The following is a 17,785-nucleotide window of genomic DNA, read 5'->3' on the forward strand; positions in this document are numbered from 1 at the left end:
TTACCGCGACTCAGCCGCTTAACCAGTAACAAGAGCTACAGCACACGTAACGATTTACAGGCTAATAACGATGCCGCATTAATACTTACAGCGACTCAGCCGCTTGACCAGTAACAAGAGCTACAGCGTCATAACGATTTACAGGCTAACAGCGATGCCACATTAATACTTACAGCGACTCAGCCGCTTGATCAGTAGCAAGAGCTACAGCGCCATAACGATTTACAGGCTAATACCGATGCCACATTGATATTTACCGCGACTCAGCCGCTTGACCAGCAGCAAGGGCCATGCGGATAAGCGGACTGTTTTCGCGCATGGACGCGCGAAACAAGCCCCCAGGGACGGGTTTACGGCGTGTCCGTGTTCCGCATGGCCCTTGCTGCCTTTTCACCGATATCAAAGCCACAGTAACAGCGGTCCGGCGGCCCTTGCTACCTTTTCCCCGGTATCACAGCAACAGTAACAGCGGTCCAGCGGCCCTTGCTGCCTTTTCACCGATATCAAAGCCACAGCGGCCCTTGATACCTGACACTATTAATACAGCGCCAGCGCCAGCAACTCCGTTAAACCCCGGCCGGCACCTTATCCGCTACCAGCGCCAACGCCGCTTCTACCGTTTCGACGTTCGCACCCGCTTTATGCGCATTTTCGCTCAGGTAACGCCGCCACTGACGCGCACCCGGAATACCCTGGAACAAACCAAGCATATGCCGCGTAATGTGTCCCAGATAGGTTCCCTGCGCCAGCTCACGTTCAATATAAGGATACATTGAACGCACCACGGCCACCGGATCGACAGCAGGAATATCGCTGCCAAACAGCTCGCGATCGACCTGCGCCAGCATCCCCGGATTTTGATAGGCTTCGCGACCTACCATCACCCCATCCACATGTTGCAAATGCACCTTCGCTTCCGCCAGCGATTTTATGCCGCCATTAATGGAAATAGTGAGGTGTGGAAAATCGCGCTTAAGCTGATAAACACGCTCATAGTCCAGCGGTGGGATCTCACGGTTTTCTTTCGGGCTCAGGCCAGAAAGCCAGGCTTTACGCGCGTGGATAATAAACATCTCGCAGCCGCCCTGCTCCGAAACCTGACGAATAAAATCGCAAAGAAACGCATAGCTGTCCTGGTCATCAATGCCAATACGCGTCTTTACCGTAACCGGAATCGACACGCGATCGCGCATTGCTTTCACCGCGTCCGCCACCAGCGCGGCCTCGCCCATCAGGCAAGCGCCAAAGCGCCCGTTCTGTACACGATCTGAAGGACAACCGACGTTCAGGTTAACCTCGTTGTAACCGCGAGCCTGCGCCAGTTCGGCACATTGCGCCAGCGCAAGCGGATCGCTGCCGCCAAGCTGTAACGCGACCGGCTGCTCTTGCTGGTTCCACGCCAGATAGTCGCCTTTGCCATGAATAATGGCGCCGGTGGTCACCATCTCGGTATAGAGCAAGGCCTCGCGGCTCAGCTGACGATGGAAATAGCGGCAGTGACGGTCGGTCCAGTCCAGCATTGGCGCAACGGAAAAACGGTGGGCGGGTAAATTATGGGTCATAAAGCGCAAAAACTCTGATTAACAAATGACGATAATGTGCGCAATGATAGCATGACTGCCCGCAATCGCTAAGCGGACGATGCGGGCGCACCGGGATGCGCCCGAAAGGAGACTCAGAACGTAAAGTTAAGCTGCGCCACGGCACCCCAGGTATTGTCGTTGCCGCGCATACCGGCCAGATCCAGGTGCACCTTATTAAACGGTGACAGACCAAAACCGGCGGTAACAACGTTAGTGTCGTTAGATTTCATATCGGCGCGATAACCTGCACGCAGCTGTAACCAGCTCAGTACACGATATTCCGCACCTATACCCGCATACTGGCTATCTTCCACCGTTTTGAAGCGTTTAGTTGGCGTGGCATCGACATCCAGCGCCGCCGTCAGCCGCTCGGTGTGGTAAGAAACGCCAGGCGTTACGACCGGACGGATCTGGTAGGTATCCTTATAGCCGTTAACTTCACGGGTATCGATATCGCGTGCAATCAGGTTCTGCGCGCTTAAACCCAGCGTCCAGTTATCGCCCAAATCGGTGGCGGCACCGGCATCCATGTTGAAGCCGGTGTTAGAGTTCTTATAACGGCCTTTGGTAAAGTCCGACTTATCGTAGTTATAAACAGAAGCGCTGTAGTTATAGAGATAAGTTTTCTGAATCTTCGGCGTAATACCAAAAGAAACCGGATGCCCGGCGATATTAAATTCGTGCGCCACGGCAACGCCATAGTCATAAACGATCGCACCACGTCCCAACGCTGCCGAGGTCAGTGAGCTCTGATCGCCCGGCAGTGGGATGCGGGTGCCGTCAGCTATACCCTGAAGGTAATTAATATCATTCTGGCTAATATCTGTCGCAACGTGAGCCGTACCGTAGGCTTTTGCTACAAAGGCGAAAGGCAAAACTTCATTAGGTACGGTCACGGCAACGGCTGCGCCCGCTGTCGCCCAGGCCTTACTGCCCTTAATTCCACGTAGCTGGTTGGCCAGATCGCCTGCGGCAGACTGTACCCGCGGGTAATCAGCGAGGCTAAAGATCCCCTGGTTGGCGATATCGCGATAGTTATCAACGCTGTCGGTTAAATCATCAACCTTATCAATCAGCTTGTTTTTATCCGTCAGCTGCGCGCCAACGGCGGGAAGAATGATACTGACATCGTCATCCGGCTGGGCTTTGGTCATCAGCGCCGGGTTAGCCAGCACGGCCGTACCATAAGTTGATGAAGCCACGCCCGTTCCACCCATTGCATCGTTACGGGCATCGTAATAATTACCGGCGGCAAGCGCGCTCAGCGGTGCCAGAAACAGGACGGGAAAAGCAATCGAACGGGGAAGCTTGCTCAGTTTACGTGTTTTTTTGACCATTTACCTTGAACCCTTCAAAAAGGAGACAACGCCTGAAGCGCGCCGAAGATGACTGCCTGCATAATGAACCTTAAGTCAAATGGCCATTGCCCGGAACTAAACCAAAATAGTGTGGTTTTTCTACGCATTGCGCTTCTTTTAATCTGTTAGCTGCCTTAAAGCAGAGCCAGTATTTCCCTGTAACCACCAAAATTATTAACAATTACTTAAGTAAATGTACATAAAATATCGCTAATTACAACCGTCTCCTTGATTTTCGAATGGTACAGCCTCTCTCATCATAGGATTGAATGATAAGCACAGGAATACCCTGCAAAAAGCCTGATAATTTCGCCATCGGCAAGAGAGGGATCTTAAGATGAGCAAGGCAGCCTTCGACCACGCGGAAGCGCGGCGTTTTTAACGCCATTGTGATAACATAACGTTCTAAGCTGGCCTGGGGAGAGCTATGAAGATAAACAGTCCTGAAAAAATCCTGTCGCAGGCAGAGTCTATCTGCCAGCAGCGCAACGTCAGGCTGACGCCTCAGCGTCTGGAAGTGCTACGGCTAATGAGCCAGCATCACGGCGCAATCAGCGCTTACGATCTGCTGGACCTGCTACGCGCAAGCGAACCACAGGCCAAGCCGCCGACGATTTATCGCGCGCTGGATTTTTTGCTGGAGCAGGGGTTCGTGCATCGGGTGGAGTCGACCAACAGCTATGTGGTATGCCATCACTTTGAAGAGCCTTCACATACCTCGGCGATGCTAATCTGCGACCGCTGCGGGGCCGTGACTGAACAACATGCCGAAGGCGTAGAGGCTATTTTGAAGTCACTGGCAAAAAGCACGGGTTTTGCGCTGACCAATAGCGTTATTGAAGCACACGGTTTGTGCCTTAATTGCGTTGAAGTTGAAGCCTGCCAGCACCAGGATGAGTGCCAGCACGATCACACGGTTGTTGCCAAAAAGCGTGGCCGCTAAGTAGCTAACCCTTCAAATATATTTAAGCCATGTCTGACCAGTGTCAATGACGTGCCAAAGGCCATAAACAAACAAGGGCGGTGCCGTAAGCACCACCCTTGTTAAGCAGACTGATTATTTAGCCTGCCAGCGACTTACTTAACATCCTCAGAAGCGATGTTTATTCGTCGTTTCCCAGTCACCGAGTTCTTTTTCGGCCTGGTCTTTAGTGTAGCCATAGCGTTCCTGGATTTTACCTACCAGCTGATCGCGTTTGCCTTCAACGATGGTCATATCATCGTCGGTCAGCTTGCCCCACTTCTCTTTCACTTTACCTTTTAACTGCTTCCAGTTACCGCCGGCTTCGTCTTTATTCATCTTGTCTCTCCTTAACTTAGAACCTTAGGTGATAACAGCTTATCGTTACAGCAAAACGGCTGACAGCAACATAAAACGCTGCCTAAATGCTTAACGTACTAATAATTGTAGTAGATGATGGCGGTTTTGCATGGCGACCAGCAAAAAAAAGCGAAGCGGTGTGAAAGCAAAGGTAACAAGCCTGTACGACGTGCGGAGACAGTAGCCATTAAGAAAGACGGCAGTAGCAGTAGCAGTAGCAGTAGCAGTAGCAGTAGCAGTAGCAGTAGCAGTAGCAGTAGCAGTAGCAGTAGCAGTAGCAGTAGCAGTAGCAGTAGCAGTAGCAGTAGCAGTAGCAGTACAGCAAACACGGGGAAGGCAGTCACGGTCAAATGCCGTGTTAAAAGAAAGGAAAATCTGTGCTGCTAAGAGAAGATCTGAAACTCAGGAAAGCCGCAACGCGCCGTTATAGAAACGACGCGTGGAGAAATCACCAGAAGCGGTGGCTCAGAGCCAGTTACCGTTACGTATCACGCCAACCGCCAGGCCTTCAATTGAAAAGGTTTGCTGACGCAGGTCAACCACAATAGGCTGGAACTCGTTGTTTTCCGGCAGTAAATGAACGATGTTACCCTGCTTTTTCAGTCGCTTGACGGTAACTTCGTCATCAATACGCGCAACCACTACCTGACCGTTACGCACGTCCTGCGTTTTATGTACGGCCAACAGATCGCCATCCATAATACCGATGTCTTTCATCGACATGCCGCTAACGCGCAGCAGGAAATCGGCACCCGGCTTGAATAAATCCGGATCGACCTGGTAATGTCCTTCAATGTGCTGTTCCGCCAGCAGCGGTTCGCCCGCAGCCACACGGCCAATCAGCGGCAGGCCGTCTTCGTCTTCCATCATCAGGCGAATACCGCGTGATGCACCGGAAACGATTTCGATAACGCCCTTGCGCGCCAGCGCTTTAAGGTGCTCTTCAGCCGCATTCGGGGAACGGAAACCGAGCTGCGTAGCGATCTCTGCCCGCGTCGGCGGCATGCCGGTTTGGTTAATATGCTGGCGAATCAGGTCATAAACCTGTTGCTGCCTTGCCGTTAGTGCTTTCATCCCGCCCCCTGGTTGTTTATACAGTCACTTGTAAGTATATACAGGTATTTCGCCGTTGAAAACCTTAAGCTGTGCAAAAAACGACAATTACTTTACGGGCGTTCAGCGTGAAAGCAATATGCTCAGCCAGACGAAAACGGCCAGCAAGATAGCCAGCAGCACCGCCGCCGACCCCATATCCTTGGCGCGTCCGGACAGCTCGTGAAACTCGTTGCCCAACCTGTCGACCACGGCTTCAATGGCGCTGTTAAGCACTTCGACGATAATCACCAGCGCGACGGACCCGATCATCATGACTCTTGCCAGTACGCTGACGTCCAGCCAGCAGGCGATAATGACCGCAATCACTGCTGCCACCAGCTCCTGGCGAAAAGCGGCTTCATGCTGCCATGCCGCTCGTAATCCTTTCCACGAATAACCGGCAGCTTTGATAATCCGCGTGATACCGACGGCGTTATTTGTCATATCAAGGGAACCCTTTGTAATGTTTAACGTCAATGTCAGGGTAGCGCACATTTTGTAACATCACAGATCTCATGCAAGGATTCTGGTATGCTTGCGGCGCTTTGCTAACGAGAGGCTTCATGTTGTCTATGTCAGGTTGGCGTAAATTATATTATAAATTGTTGAATTTACCGGTAAAAATGCTGGTAAAGAGTAAGGCGATCCCCGCCGAGCCGGTCGCTGAACTGGGGCTCGATACGTCGCGCCCTATTATGTATGTACTACCGTATGATTCAAAGGCCGATCTGCTGGCGTTGCGCGAGCAGTGCCGCAAAGAAGATCTTCCCGATCCCTTAGATCCGCTGGAAATCGACGGTACGCTGCTGCCGCGTTACGTGTTTATCCACGATGGCCCGCGCGTGTTTCCTTACTATGCGCCGAATCTGGAATCCGTTAAAACGTTCCATGACTATCTGGATTTGCACCGTAGTCATCCTCTGCTTGATGTGCAGATGGTACCCGTTGCGGTGATGTTTGGCCGCGCACCAGGCCGCGAAGTTCAGGGCGAAAGCCAGCCGCATCTGCGCGTATTAAACGGTATCCAGAAGTTTATCGCCGTCCTGTGGCTGGGACGCGACAGCTTTGTGCGCTTTTCACCGATGGTGTCACTACGCCGGATGGCAACAGAGCACGGCACGGATAAAACTATCGCCCAGAAGCTGGCACGCGTAGCCAGAATGCATTTTGCCCGCCAGCGCCTGGCGGCGATTGGCCCGCGCCTGCCCGTTCGTCAGGATTTGTTCAATAAGCTGTTGCAGTCTAAAGCGATTGCAAAAGCCGTTGAGGATGAAGCGCGCAGCAAGAAAATCTCCCATGAAAAAGCGCAGCAGAATGCCGTTGAGCTGATGGAAGAAGTGGCGGCTGATTTCTCCTACGAGGCGATTCGTCTGACCGACAGAATTATGGGCTGGACGTGGAGCAAGCTCTATCAGGGCATTAACGTTAACGGCGGCGAACGCGTGCGGCAGCTGGCACAGGACGGACACGAGATTGTCTATGTACCGTGCCATCGCAGCCACATGGACTATTTGCTGCTCTCCTACGTGCTCTATCACCAGGGGCTGGTGCCGCCGCATATTGCCGCCGGTATCAACCTGAATTTCTGGCCAGCCGGCCCGATTTTCCGTCGTCTGGGCGCGTTCTTTATTCGTCGTACCTTTAAAGGCAACAAGCTTTACTCCACCGTATTTCGCGAATACCTGGGCGAGCTGTTTACCCGAGGCTATTCAGTAGAATACTTTGTGGAAGGCGGTCGCTCACGTACGGGCCGCCTGCTTGATCCGAAAACCGGCACGCTGTCGATGACTATCCAGGCGATGCTGCGCGGCGGTAACCGTCCGATTACGTTAGTGCCTATCTACATTGGCTACGAGCACGTAATGGAAGTGGGCACCTATGCGAAGGAGCTGCGCGGCGCAACTAAAGAGAAAGAAGGCTTTATGCAGATGGTGCGCGGCTTGCGCAAGCTGCGTAATCTCGGCCAGGGTTATGTAAACTTTGGCGAACCGCTGCCGCTGGTTACTTACCTTAATAAACATGTGCCCGAATGGCGTGATTCTATCGATCCGATCGAGTCCCAGCGCCCGGCCTGGCTGACGCCTGCGGTAAACGATATCGCCCAGCGCGTAATGGTGCGGATCAATAACGCGGGTGCGGCTAACGCCATGAACCTGTGCGTTACTGCCCTGCTGGCTTCTCGTCAGCGCTCGCTGACCCGCGAGCAGCTGGTCGAACAGCTTGACTGCTATATTCAGCTGCTGCGCAACGTCCCTTATTCGCCAGATTCGACCGTGCCGGACATGACGCCGGATGCGCTGCTGGATCATGCGTTAAGCATGAATAAGTTTGAAATCGAGCAGGATAATATCGGCGAGATCATTGTACTGCCGCGCGAGCAGGCGGTACTGATGACCTATTACCGCAACAACGTTCATCACATGCTGGTAATGCCTTCCGTGATTGCGGTGATCCTGATGCAGCATCAGGAGCTGACGCGCGCCGAGCTGCTGCGCCAGGTTAGCGTGATTTATCCAATGCTGAAGAGCGAGCTGTTCCTGCACTGGGAAAAAGACGAGCTGCCGGGCGTGCTGGATTTGCTGGTCAGCGAAATGGCCCGTCAGGGCTTGCTGACCGCCGACGAGCACACGCAAACGCTGCGCCTTAGCCCTGCCCGTTTCCATACGCTGCAGCTGCTGGCGGCTGGTGTGCGTGAGACATTGCAGCGTTATGCCATCACCTTCTCTATTCTTAGTGCCAATCCGTCGATTAATCGCGGTACGCTGGAGAAAGAGAGCCGGACGATGGCGCAGCGTCTTTCCGTGCTGCACGGCATCAACGCACCGGAGTTCTTTGATAAGGCTGTGTTTTCAACACTGGTGCTAACGCTGCGCGATCAAGGCTATATCAGCGATAGCGGCGATGCGCATTATGAGCAAACGCATAAGGTTTATCAGATGCTGGCTGATTTGATCAGCCAGGAAGTGCGGATGACGATTGAAAGCGCGCTGACCCACGGATAAGTTCAGCGATAAAAAAAGGCCAGCGAGATGCTGGCCTTTTTTATTTCATCAACACTATCAAAAAGGCGCGCAGCTCAGCGCGATACCCACGAAAAGTATCAGCCCTACATAGTTATTATTCAGGAACGCTTTAAAGCAGGCATCTCGATCGCGGGCGCTAATCAGCTTTTGCTGATAAATAAACAGCGCGCAGGCTGCTGCCAGCGAACAGTAAAACGGCATGCCCAGTTGCATCAGCTGACCGATAGCCACCAGCAGTACCAGCGTAACCAGCTGCAATAACCCGATAATCAGCTTGTCAAAACGGCCAAAGAGTATTGCCGTCGACTTCACGCCGATCTTCAGGTCATCATCTCTGTCCACCATCGCGTATTGCGTATCGTACGCCACCGTCCAGCAGATATTAGCGAAGAACAGCAGCCAGCAGGTTAGCGGCACCGTTTCGCTAACGGCGGCCCATCCCATTGGAATTGCCCAGCCAAACGCCGCACCCAGCACTACCTGCGGCAGATGGGTATAGCGTTTCATAAAGGGATAAATCCACGCCAGCGCCAGGCCGCCAAATGACAGCAGAATCGTCATCAGGTTCATGGTCAGCACCAGGCAAAACGACACCAGCACCAGCCCGCCGAACAATAATTTGGCTTCGGTCGAGGTTACCGCGCCGCTTGGCAACGGGCGGGCGCGAGTGCGCTTTACATGACCGTCAATTTTGCGGTCGGCAAAATCGTTTACCACGCAGCCCGCCGCGCGCATAAAAAAGACGCCCAGCACAAATACAATCAGCACGTTGAAAGGCGGAATACGCAAACCAGCCAGCCACAGTGCCCAAAAAGTGGGCCACAGCAACAGCAGCGATCCAATAGGTTTATCGATACGCATCAGGCGGCTATAGGCCTGAAGCTTACTTGTCTGCAGAGATTTCTCCATGCTACATCTTCCTTTCAGCCTGCGCTGACGCGTAAAGCGGCGCGGACGGTAAAAACAGTTCGGTCAGCAGCAGCGGCTTGCCGGAAAGGCGCAGCAGTGAGCGACGTCCCCATAAGTCATCGCTTCTTCCCGGTTCGATAAAATCACGAGTTAGCGTTGAAGAAGCGAAAAGATAGCGACCTAAAGGCTGAGTGCCAAGCTGCTGTAGCTTTTGTTCCGGCCCGTGCAGCGTGGATTCGGGCAACAGCGTGCAGGCGGCCAGCCATGGCTCGTTGTCACCGCACAGCAAAATTTCGCGCAGCCAGTAGCGCGACTCCGCAGGCAGCAGCCCGGCATCGGCACCTGCTTCTTTTGCACTGACAAAGCCTTCACGCAGGATTTTCACCGTCACTTTCTGGCAATGGCGCTCAAAACGGCGGGTCATGGAGTCTTCTTCCATCAGCCAGTCGAGCAGCGGCGCGGTCAGCGCTGGTGCAGAAAGAGGGAGCCACTCAAGGGCGCGCAACTGTGTTAGCGCGGCATCGGTCATTGCGCTTCTCCGGACAGTTAAATAAGGTGCCCTAGTGTAGCGCAAGGCAAAAGACGTTAAACAGAATTTTAACCGAAAGGCGAAGCGGAAAACCGCCCCGCAGGACGGTCTCCTGGCTTACTTGCCTGCTACGTTGACGATCACCGTGAATGAATTACTGGAAATTGACCAGTTTCCACTTCCGGATGACCACAGCGCACCAGAAACAATGAGCACAATACAAAAGTACCGTTTCATTGTGCGGCCCTGATAAGACCGCTTCACCATGCCACCACCGGAGCTGGCAGCGTGAATGCAAGCACATGGGTGTGCTTACGCTTACGGCCATTGGAAATCCTTTTCCTGATCCGGTGCCCGCTTGCTTAAGGCGGCGAAAAGGGCCGCGGGGATTGTACACCAAACCAGCAATTCGTACACTTGACATACAGCACTTGAAGGCACACTATGTTGCTGCATGGGTGTGCTTACGTTAGTTTCGTGACGCAACATCGCTGGTAAGGCCGCTTAACCTGACCAGCACAAAAAAACCGCCGTTAATGGCGGTTTTTTTTGTATCCGTAAGATCTGCAATTACCTGCCGCTATTCGCGCTTTAGCCGGCCACCTGTAGCGCAAGGCAAAAGACGTTAAACAGAATTTTAATCGAAAGGCGAAGCGGAAAACCGCCCCGCAGGACGGTCTCCTGGCTTACTTGCCTGCTACGTTGACGATCACCGTGAACGAGTTACTGGAAATTGACCAGTTCCCACTTCCGGATGACCACAGCGCACCAGAAACAATGAGCACAATACAAAAGTACCGTTTCATTGTGCGGCCCTGATAAGACCGCTTCACCATGCCACCACCGGAGCTGACAGCGTGAATGCAAGCGCTTGAGAACGCTTACGCTTACGGCCGTTGGAAATCCTTTTCCTGATCCGGTGCCCGCTTGCTTAAGGCGGCGAAAAGGGCCGCGGGAATTGTACACCAAACCAGCAATTCGTACACTTGACATACAGCACTTGAAGGCACACTATATTGCTGCTTGAGAGCGCTTGCGTTAATCAACATTGCTGGTAAGGCCGCTTAACCTGACCAGCACAAAAAAACCGCCGTTAATGGCGGTTTTTTTGTACCCGGAAGATCTGCAATTACCTGCCGCTATTCGCGCTTTAGCCGGTTGCTGTTAGCCAGCCACAGCGTGACAACCAGAATCAGAATCGCGACGGAATAGGCCAGCGTATCAAACGGGTTTTTATGATCGACGATGATCAGCCGGATAATCGCGGTGATGCCGATATAAACAAAGTAGCGCAGCGGAAAATGGTAGCCGGACTGAAAATACTTCACGATCAGCGCAATAAATTCGAAATAAAGAAAGTAGATGACGATACCTTCGATCAGCAGATAGGAAGAGGTCTGCTCGCCGGTATTCAGCAGGACGTTAGCCAGATGCAGCGTCTCTTTTCCCAGAAACACCGCCAGAATGCAGGCCAGGCTAATCAGTCCCACATTCAAAACCATTTGTAATAACCAGGCGATACGCGTGGCGTTCATCATTAACATCCTCTGCAAACACATATTTCCGTCAGCCATCCTGACCGCCACAATATGCTTTAGTGTGAGCAGCTTCACAAGTTTTGCTTTAAAAAGTCGCCTGTCAGCCACATACCGACTACCGGACGCGGGCAGGCATCACGCATAAAAAAAGGGACGAAATTATTCGTCCCTTTTGCACCTTAGCGGAAGTTTTTATCCCGATCGGTAGTGATGTCATACAGCTGGTATTTACGGCCCAGCATCTGTCCACCGTCGCGCGTCAGCGGCGTCCAGTTAACCTGCGCACGGCCACGCGTTGGCGTCGCGGTAAACAGATCCATTGGAATAGAAATGTAGAAGCCCTTGGTGAAGTCGCCCTCGCCGTACTCTTCTGCCGAGACGTTAGTTTTCGTTGCGTAAGCGCCCACAATTACCCCGCTGTCGAACTGGCGGGAAACATCGATAGTTGCACCCTTATCTTCAGCCAGATATTGACCCACGCTCGCCTTCACCAGCACCTGATGGTCGAAGAAAGATGGCCGCCAGTAGGCGGTCAGATTGCCAACCTTCGCGTTGTAGCTGGTAAACTGCATCATGTTGTCCCAGTCGCGCTGCTTGACGTAGTTGGCATCGACGCCAACCGCCCAGTCAGAATCGAGCGGACGATAAAGCACCTCGCCACCCACGCCACCGTACATGGTTTCCAGATAGCCGCCATAAACCTGACCATAGAAACCATTGCCCAACTCGTGCATATAGTTGGCCTGCAGGTTATTCACATAGACGTTGTTTTCAACGTAATCGCGAATGTGCGTACGCACGCGCGGCAGCGAAGAGTCGGATGGTGCGCCGTTATAGCTAAACTTGTCGTAGTTGTTCGCCAGGTTGCCAAAAACACTGCCGTCAATTAACAGATGGTCGGTCAGCCAGTAGCTGGCGCTGGCCATCACGCCAACCTGGTAAAGGTAGAAGCTTTCCGGACCGCCAACGGACTGATTAAGCACCGGCGACAGGTTAAAACTGAAGCGATCCGCATCAATAAAATAGCCCTGCTCGGTATGGCCCGGACTGACCGGCTCTACTCGCTTCTGATCCAGCTCTTTTTCTTTGCCCAGCGGATAACCTTCCAGCTGCTGGCGCAGACTGTCAGCGCTGGTTTCCGTGGTAACCTGCGGCATACCATCGCGAGTTTCGGTCACGCTCAGCTTGCTGACGTTCTGCGGCAGCGCATTCATCATGATCAGGTTGGCACGCTCGACGCCCTCCTGCGTATCACGATATTTTGACTGCTGGCCGGAGACATACATAGTGTCGCCGTTGACCTGAATTTTCGGTCCGGCCAGGCCGGCGTTGTATTTCAGATCCGTCAGCTGCTCTGCCACTACCGTTTGCTCCAGGAACTCGCCCTGCGGCTGCGGGTGGTAAGCAGGCTTAGGCACATCAACCGATGCTGAATGCAGATCGTTGAAGTTGGTGCGTAGCGTAAAGCCAGCCATCAGCGTGTTGCCGCGCTCGTAGCTGACGTTTACATCGGCCCAGTCGGTAATACGGTAAATTGCGCCGACGTTAACCTTGCTTTTCTGCTCCAGGCGACCGGCGAAATCATCCTGATAGTCGTTACCTTCGTACTCGACCTTCAGGCGCAGCGGCTGCCACGGCGTCTGATATTCAATACCGCCAAAGATGGCCGCAGGACCTCTGAACAGGTCTTTATCGCTAACCGAACCCGCCGTCCCGCTGCTGTCAGAGCGATAGCAGTAGCTGCTGTCCGCTTCACAGAACGGGTTTTTCACCGTGCCGCTGTTGCCCAGATAGCCAAACCCGAGACCGAGGGTAAAATCAAACGGGCCCCAGGCTTTGGTCGCCACGAAGTATTCGCTGTCGAACAGGCCAGTACCGCCCAGATCGCGTGCGCCAACAGCCACTTCCGGCAGCCAGTAGCCTTCTTTCCACAGCCGCGCTTTCAGATCGAACGCCTTGTCTTTATAAGACTGGCTGCCGCTGAAGCTTGCCACGTTGCTGTACTGACGGGTTTTAACATCGGTATAGCGGATAGTTGCTTCCAGCCACGGGAACAGCTGCACCGAAGAAGAATAGAAACGATACTGATCGTTATAGCGATAGTTGAGGCTGAACTCGCCGTCTTTGGCCATTCTGGCAGTAGGGACCTGCAGCAGGCCGACGCCACCAAAATCGGACTGCGACGGCCCGACCGGATCCGGAAAAGTTTCGGCCTGAGCCTGACACGCGCAGGCGACGGAAATCGCCAGCAGGCTGAGAAGATAGGTTTTTTTCATCAGTCAGGCACCCGGTGCGTCAAAACGGAAATAATTTGTTGATTAAGGTCTCCCTCACCGCCTGGTAACGACCACGATGAGAAGCCAACGTAAATAATACTGCCCGCTTCGGGTTCAACATGGCGGCGGTTCCAGTAAGCGATCGGTACCTGCTTCGTCTGGCCAGAAGGCGCAATTACCGTAGCAAAATTCCGTTCTGCACCATCCAGACGCTCGTGAGCATCCAGATAATCCACTACGCTGCGTCCCGGCACCCATGTGGTTTTTCCGGTACTGCTAACGACGCCCGCAATGGTCAGGCTGGTAGGTTTTTGTAGCGTATAAACGCTGTAGTCACCTTCCAGACGGCGGTTCTCTTCAGGACGAAGGCGTACCCAGTCCGGATCGAGATTGGCCATCTGGCGGCCGGTAACTTTAATAGCGGCTATTTGCTGATAAAGATTGTCGACTACCGCAGCTTTTTCGCCGTCGTCGTCAACACGCAGCTCCGCGCTCCAGCCTTTAAGCCGAGCCAGCAGCTGTTGCTGCTGCTGTACCGCAACGGCGGTGGCCAGCTTTTCGCTGATTACCGTGCCGGGCCACCATGTTTTTCCGGCCAGCGCCGGGCTGGCGACCAGCTGTGATAAATTCTGTGCGTGACTGACCAGCGCGGTTTCACTCTGGCCCGGATAGAAGACGGTCACCTGGCTTTCGGCGTGCACGTTTGCCGCGCAGGCAGCAAGACCCGCGAGAAGGTAGGTTAATTTTTTCATGATTTCGCAGGCTTCAGGATAGTGGTTTCAACAGAGAAGTCGTCGCCGCCCAGCATTTGCTGCGACTGGCGAACCTGACCCGTGATGGCGTCGATCCAGAACGTGTTGTGCCAGGATTCGCCGTCGGTGGTCACGTCTTCCCGCCAGACTCGGCAGGCTACGTTATGTCCGGCGATATCCAGCACGGCATCCTGAAGACGCGTGAAGTGCGACACCGCCGTGGCCGAACGGAAGCGGCCCGCTTCTGACCAGCTCAGCTGGCGAGTCCAGCTGGCGCCTTCCGTTAGCTGCAGCGGATTGCTCAACGGATCCTGAGCAAGAGCGGTAACCTCATGCAGGTTATCTGTTAACCCCAGTGTTTTCACTACGCGACCGTGCTCCGTGACCACCATAGCGCGGTCGCGTGTAATCCATTTTTGCTGGCCGTTTTCGTCAAAGCCGAGCACCACGAAGATACGCTGGCCGTGATTAACGCGAAGATACATGCTGGCATATGGCAGGCTTTCAACTTGTTCCGCCGTGACCTCGACGTCGTCCGGCCCGAGCAGAGCCAGCTCTACCGTTTCGCCCAGGCCTTTTTGTGTTTGTGTGCAGCCCTGGGCAAGCAGGCATAAAAATAGCAGTGGTAGGTAGCGCACTGGTGTAAGTCCCTGAATCAAGTCTGACAATGTAAAAAATAACCACACAAACGTGTGGTTATGATTAATTTACTGCACTTAACGAGTGGTGCTCGTCGTTGTCGTAGTGGTGGTTCCGGTGTTAGAACCATTGCCGCCGCTGCTTGCTGCCAGCGCTACGCCAACCAGCGCGCCAAGCGCACCGATACCGACAGCCGTCGTTGTCCCGGAGGAGAGCGTACCGGCCGAGGTGCCCGCTGCGGCACCCGCTTCTTCAGGCGCGGCAAACGCGACGGAAGCAGTCGCTAAGTACGCTACAGCTGCAGCAGCACATAAGACTTTTTTCATAAAAACCCCTTCACAGAATGAATGGATAACCTGCCTGAAGGGTTTCAGGCTGGCTCATTATAAGGCAATAAATTACCAGAATTCAGAACAAGGGAGAGGACGTTCGGCGAGAGTTCCGTGACACAAAAAAGAAACATTTTCAGGAATATAAGACAGGCATAAAGCGATAAACGCACGATATTGCTATTTATCGCTGCCATAACGCAGCAAGTTAGCGCCATTCACTGCCAATGTTGATTAAGACGGGGAATTTACCGGGAAACAGCCCGCCAAAGCGGCATTAGCGTTAAAGTCGCCATTTTTCATGACCTTAACACCATTGTAACCTGTAGCGGCATGAAGTAACGCAGTATCAGTTTCAGACTAATCTTGTAAAAAAATCTTTCATTCGGCTAATTTTTAAGAATTTCCTTAGCCATGCTCTGTTTTTTTTAACAATATTCGGAAGGGAAAACGGCCAGCAGCGACGCTCTTACGCTTTATCCTACAAGGCTCACGCTCGTCGTCACCTTGTCAAACAGGACCAGAGATGGTTAAGCGTGGATCTAATTTAAAAGCAGCCTGTAGAAAACTTCAGAGCATGGCTGGCATGCGGTGCGCGTACCAGCCGTGCCTGTCTTTTGCTAACAGCTTAAAAGCCGGTGGAAATACCACCAGCTTTATCTGCTGTAACGTCAGTTTACCGCCAGTTTTTATAGAGGTTGATCAGCCCGTTGGTAGAGCTGTCGTGGCTCGCCACCGGCTCGCTGCCGGAAAGCTCAGGCAGAATACGGTTAGCAAGCTGTTTACCCAGCTCAACGCCCCACTGATCGAAGGTAAAGATGTTCAGGATGGCACCCTGGGTAAAGATTTTATGCTCATACAGCGCAATCAGCGCGCCCAGGCTAAACGGATTGATTTCACGCAGCAGGATCGAGTTGGTTGGGCGGTTGCCTTCGAATACCTTGAACGGCGCAACGTGCTCAACGGATTTGGCATCTTTGCCTGCATCCGCAAACTCTTTCTCTACCACTTCGCGCGATTTGCCAAAGGCCAGCGCTTCGGTCTGCGCAAAGAAGTTAGACAGCAGTTTGGCGTGGTGATCGCCCAGCTGGTTATGGCTGACGGCTGGCGCGATAAAGTCGCACGGGACCAGCTTGGTGCCCTGGTGGATCAGCTGATAAAACGCATGCTGACCGTTGGTGCCGGGTTCGCCCCAGATAATTGGGCCGGTTTCGTAGTTCACCGGGTTGCCGTTGCGGTCGACATATTTACCGTTCGACTCCATGTTGCCCTGCTGGAAATAAGCAGCAAAGCGATGCATGTACTGGTCGTAAGGCAGGATCGCTTCGGTTTCGGCACCAAAGAAGTTGTTATACCAGATGCCAATCAGCGCCAGGATCACCGGCAGGTTTTTCTCTGCTGGCGTGGTAGCAAAATGCTGGTCCATCGCGTGGGCGCCGCTCAGCAGCTGCTCAAAGTTGTCAAAACCGATGGACAGAACAATCGACAGGCCAATAGCGGACCAGAGCGAATAACGGCCGCCAACCCAGTCCCAGAATTCAAACATGTTGGCGGTATCGATGCCGAACTCGCCGACCGCTTTAGCGTTGGTGGAAAGCGCGGCGAAGTGTTTCGCCACGTGCTGCTCATCGCCAGCCGTTTTCAGGAACCAGTCGCGCGCGCTGTGGGCGTTGGTCATCGTTTCCTGAGTGGTAAAGGTTTTAGAAGCCACCAGGAACAGCGTGGTTTCCGGGCTGAGATCTTTAACCGTTTCCGCAATATGCGTGCCGTCAACGTTAGAAACGAAGTGCATATTCAGGTGATTTTTATAAGGACGCAGCGCTTCGGTGACCATAAACGGCCCCAGATCGGAACCGCCGATACCGATATTCACCACATCGGTGATCGCTTTGCCGGTATAGCCTTTCCATTCGCCGCTGATAATGCGTTCAGAGAAGGATTTCATCTTCTCCAGCACCGCATTCACTTCCGGCATAACATCTTTGCCATCGACGACAATCGGCGTATTGCTGCGGTTGCGCAGAGCAACGTGCAGCACGGCGCGGTCTTCGGTGCGGTTGATCTTCTCGCCGGAGAACATCGATTTAATCGCGTCCTGCAGGTCAGTCTCTTTCGCCAGAGCCTGCAGCTTGTCGAGCGTTTCACTGGTAATGCGGTTTTTCGAGAAGTCCACCAGCATCTGATCGTCAAAGGTGGCGGAGAACTTGCTGAACCGATCGCTGTCTTTAGCGAACAGGTCGGCAATTTCTACTTCTTTCATCTCTGCAAAATGCTGCTGCAGCGCTTGCCAGGCAGCGGTTTGTGTCGGATTGATATTTTTCATAGCAACACACTCTTTTTATTTAAGAACCGTAAAACAGACCGGACGCCATGGTACCTGTTACGCGTTAACCGCTCGCCTTTCCCTGCAACAGGTGGTGGCTATCGAAGGAG

Annotated in this window: 15 protein-coding genes; 2 read left to right on the forward strand and 13 right to left on the reverse strand. The window is 53.3% G+C overall.

Annotated elements, in window-relative coordinates:
- Positions 1-566: 566 nt before the first annotated feature.
- Together dusA and ACMGGR_RS20005 are read right to left on the reverse strand one after the other, a co-directional pair.
- Positions 567-1,562, reverse strand: a complete 996-nt coding sequence (dusA, locus tag ACMGGR_RS20000) for a tRNA dihydrouridine(20/20a) synthase DusA (RefSeq protein WP_414147702.1) — start codon at positions 1,560-1,562, stop codon at positions 567-569.
- A 113-nt stretch (positions 1,563-1,675) separates the two neighbouring features.
- Positions 1,676-2,920, reverse strand: coding sequence for a conjugal transfer protein TraF (locus ACMGGR_RS20005; RefSeq protein ID WP_246762417.1), 1,245 nt, complete (start codon positions 2,918-2,920; stop codon positions 1,676-1,678).
- Between the two features lie 454 nt (positions 2,921-3,374).
- On the opposite strand from ACMGGR_RS20005, the gene zur reads away from it, so the two are divergent.
- Complete coding sequence (gene zur, locus ACMGGR_RS20010; protein WP_246762426.1) at positions 3,375-3,884, forward strand: zinc uptake transcriptional repressor Zur; 510 nt, start codon at positions 3,375-3,377, stop codon at positions 3,882-3,884.
- Between the two features lie 147 nt (positions 3,885-4,031).
- Here zur and ACMGGR_RS20015 read toward each other — a convergent pair whose 3' ends face one another.
- The 3 genes from ACMGGR_RS20015 to ACMGGR_RS20025 form a co-directional block, all read right to left on the reverse strand.
- The gene (locus ACMGGR_RS20015) at positions 4,032-4,241 is read right to left on the reverse strand and encodes a CsbD family protein (protein WP_246762415.1); all 210 of its coding nucleotides are present in this window, start codon (positions 4,239-4,241) and stop codon (positions 4,032-4,034) included.
- A gap of 486 nt (positions 4,242-4,727) precedes the next feature.
- Complete coding sequence (gene lexA / locus ACMGGR_RS20020) at positions 4,728-5,336, reverse strand: transcriptional repressor LexA (RefSeq protein ID WP_246762414.1); 609 nt, start codon at positions 5,334-5,336, stop codon at positions 4,728-4,730.
- A 102-nt stretch (positions 5,337-5,438) separates the two neighbouring features.
- Positions 5,439-5,801 carry a diacylglycerol kinase gene (locus ACMGGR_RS20025; RefSeq protein WP_246762412.1) on the reverse strand — a complete coding sequence of 121 codons (363 nt, stop codon included), beginning with the start codon at positions 5,799-5,801 and terminating at the stop codon, positions 5,439-5,441.
- A 128-nt stretch (positions 5,802-5,929) separates the two neighbouring features.
- On the opposite strand from ACMGGR_RS20025, the gene plsB reads away from it, so the two are divergent.
- Entirely contained in the window at positions 5,930-8,359 is a 2,430-nt protein-coding gene (gene plsB / locus ACMGGR_RS20030; RefSeq protein WP_246762409.1) for a glycerol-3-phosphate 1-O-acyltransferase PlsB, read from the forward strand.
- Positions 8,360-8,416: 57 nt separating this feature from the next.
- Here the strand turns inward: plsB and ubiA are convergent, their stop codons facing one another.
- The 8 genes from ubiA to pgi form a co-directional block, all read right to left on the reverse strand.
- Entirely contained in the window at positions 8,417-9,289 is an 873-nt protein-coding gene (gene ubiA / locus ACMGGR_RS20035; protein ID WP_414147703.1) for a 4-hydroxybenzoate octaprenyltransferase, read from the reverse strand.
- 1 nt (position 9,290) lies between these two features.
- Entirely contained in the window at positions 9,291-9,818 is a 528-nt protein-coding gene (ubiC, locus tag ACMGGR_RS20040; protein WP_414147704.1) for a chorismate lyase, read from the reverse strand.
- 1,139 nt (positions 9,819-10,957) lie between these two features.
- Positions 10,958-11,356, reverse strand: coding sequence for a phosphate-starvation-inducible protein PsiE (gene psiE / locus ACMGGR_RS20045; protein ID WP_246762398.1), 399 nt, complete (start codon positions 11,354-11,356; stop codon positions 10,958-10,960).
- A 179-nt stretch (positions 11,357-11,535) separates the two neighbouring features.
- Positions 11,536-13,632, reverse strand: coding sequence for a YjbH domain-containing protein (locus ACMGGR_RS20050; RefSeq protein ID WP_414147705.1), 2,097 nt, complete (start codon positions 13,630-13,632; stop codon positions 11,536-11,538).
- Positions 13,632-14,384 carry a capsule biosynthesis GfcC D2 domain-containing protein gene (locus ACMGGR_RS20055; RefSeq protein ID WP_414147706.1) on the reverse strand — a complete coding sequence of 251 codons (753 nt, stop codon included), beginning with the start codon at positions 14,382-14,384 and terminating at the stop codon, positions 13,632-13,634. The genes ACMGGR_RS20050 and ACMGGR_RS20055 overlap by 1 nt, the downstream gene beginning before the upstream one ends.
- On the reverse strand, positions 14,381-15,022 hold the full coding sequence (locus ACMGGR_RS20060) for a YjbF family lipoprotein (protein ID WP_246762387.1): 642 nt from the start codon (positions 15,020-15,022) through the stop codon (positions 14,381-14,383). The genes ACMGGR_RS20055 and ACMGGR_RS20060 overlap by 4 nt, the downstream gene beginning before the upstream one ends.
- Before the next feature lie 78 nt (positions 15,023-15,100).
- The gene (gene yjbE / locus ACMGGR_RS20065; RefSeq protein WP_246762385.1) at positions 15,101-15,349 is read right to left on the reverse strand and encodes an exopolysaccharide production protein YjbE; all 249 of its coding nucleotides are present in this window, start codon (positions 15,347-15,349) and stop codon (positions 15,101-15,103) included.
- 679 nt (positions 15,350-16,028) lie between these two features.
- A complete protein-coding gene (gene pgi / locus ACMGGR_RS20070) occupies positions 16,029-17,675 on the reverse strand; it encodes a glucose-6-phosphate isomerase (RefSeq protein ID WP_414147707.1) in 1,647 nt (548 codons plus the stop codon).
- Positions 17,676-17,785 lie beyond the last annotated feature (110 nt).

The sequence above is a fragment of the Erwinia sp. BNK-24-b genome, from assembly GCF_047456155.1.
In the GTDB taxonomy this organism is placed as follows: domain Bacteria; phylum Pseudomonadota; class Gammaproteobacteria; order Enterobacterales; family Enterobacteriaceae; genus Erwinia; species Erwinia phyllosphaerae.

Bases quoted from the DNA above. Each gene is read 5' to 3' on its own strand.
- dusA (WP_414147702.1), bottom strand. From the start codon at position 1,562: ATGACCCATAATTTACCCGCCCACCGTTTTTCCGTTGCGCCAATGCTG.
- ACMGGR_RS20005 (WP_246762417.1), bottom strand. From the start codon at position 2,920: ATGGTCAAAAAAACACGTAAACTGAGCAAGCTTCCCCGTTCGATTGCT.
- ACMGGR_RS20015 (WP_246762415.1), bottom strand. From the start codon at position 4,241: ATGAATAAAGACGAAGCCGGCGGTAACTGGAAGCAGTTAAAAGGTAAA.
- lexA (WP_246762414.1), bottom strand. From the start codon at position 5,336: ATGAAAGCACTAACGGCAAGGCAGCAACAGGTTTATGACCTGATTCGC.
- ACMGGR_RS20025 (WP_246762412.1), bottom strand. From the start codon at position 5,801: ATGACAAATAACGCCGTCGGTATCACGCGGATTATCAAAGCTGCCGGT.
- plsB (WP_246762409.1), top strand. From the start codon at position 5,930: ATGTCAGGTTGGCGTAAATTATATTATAAATTGTTGAATTTACCGGTA.
- ubiA (WP_414147703.1), bottom strand. From the start codon at position 9,289: ATGGAGAAATCTCTGCAGACAAGTAAGCTTCAGGCCTATAGCCGCCTG.
- ubiC (WP_414147704.1), bottom strand. From the start codon at position 9,818: ATGACCGATGCCGCGCTAACACAGTTGCGCGCCCTTGAGTGGCTCCCT.
- psiE (WP_246762398.1), bottom strand. From the start codon at position 11,356: ATGATGAACGCCACGCGTATCGCCTGGTTATTACAAATGGTTTTGAAT.
- ACMGGR_RS20050 (WP_414147705.1), bottom strand. From the start codon at position 13,632: ATGAAAAAAACCTATCTTCTCAGCCTGCTGGCGATTTCCGTCGCCTGC.
- ACMGGR_RS20055 (WP_414147706.1), bottom strand. From the start codon at position 14,384: ATGAAAAAATTAACCTACCTTCTCGCGGGTCTTGCTGCCTGCGCGGCA.
- yjbE (WP_246762385.1), bottom strand. From the start codon at position 15,349: ATGAAAAAAGTCTTATGTGCTGCTGCAGCTGTAGCGTACTTAGCGACT.
- pgi (WP_414147707.1), bottom strand. From the start codon at position 17,675: ATGAAAAATATCAATCCGACACAAACCGCTGCCTGGCAAGCGCTGCAG.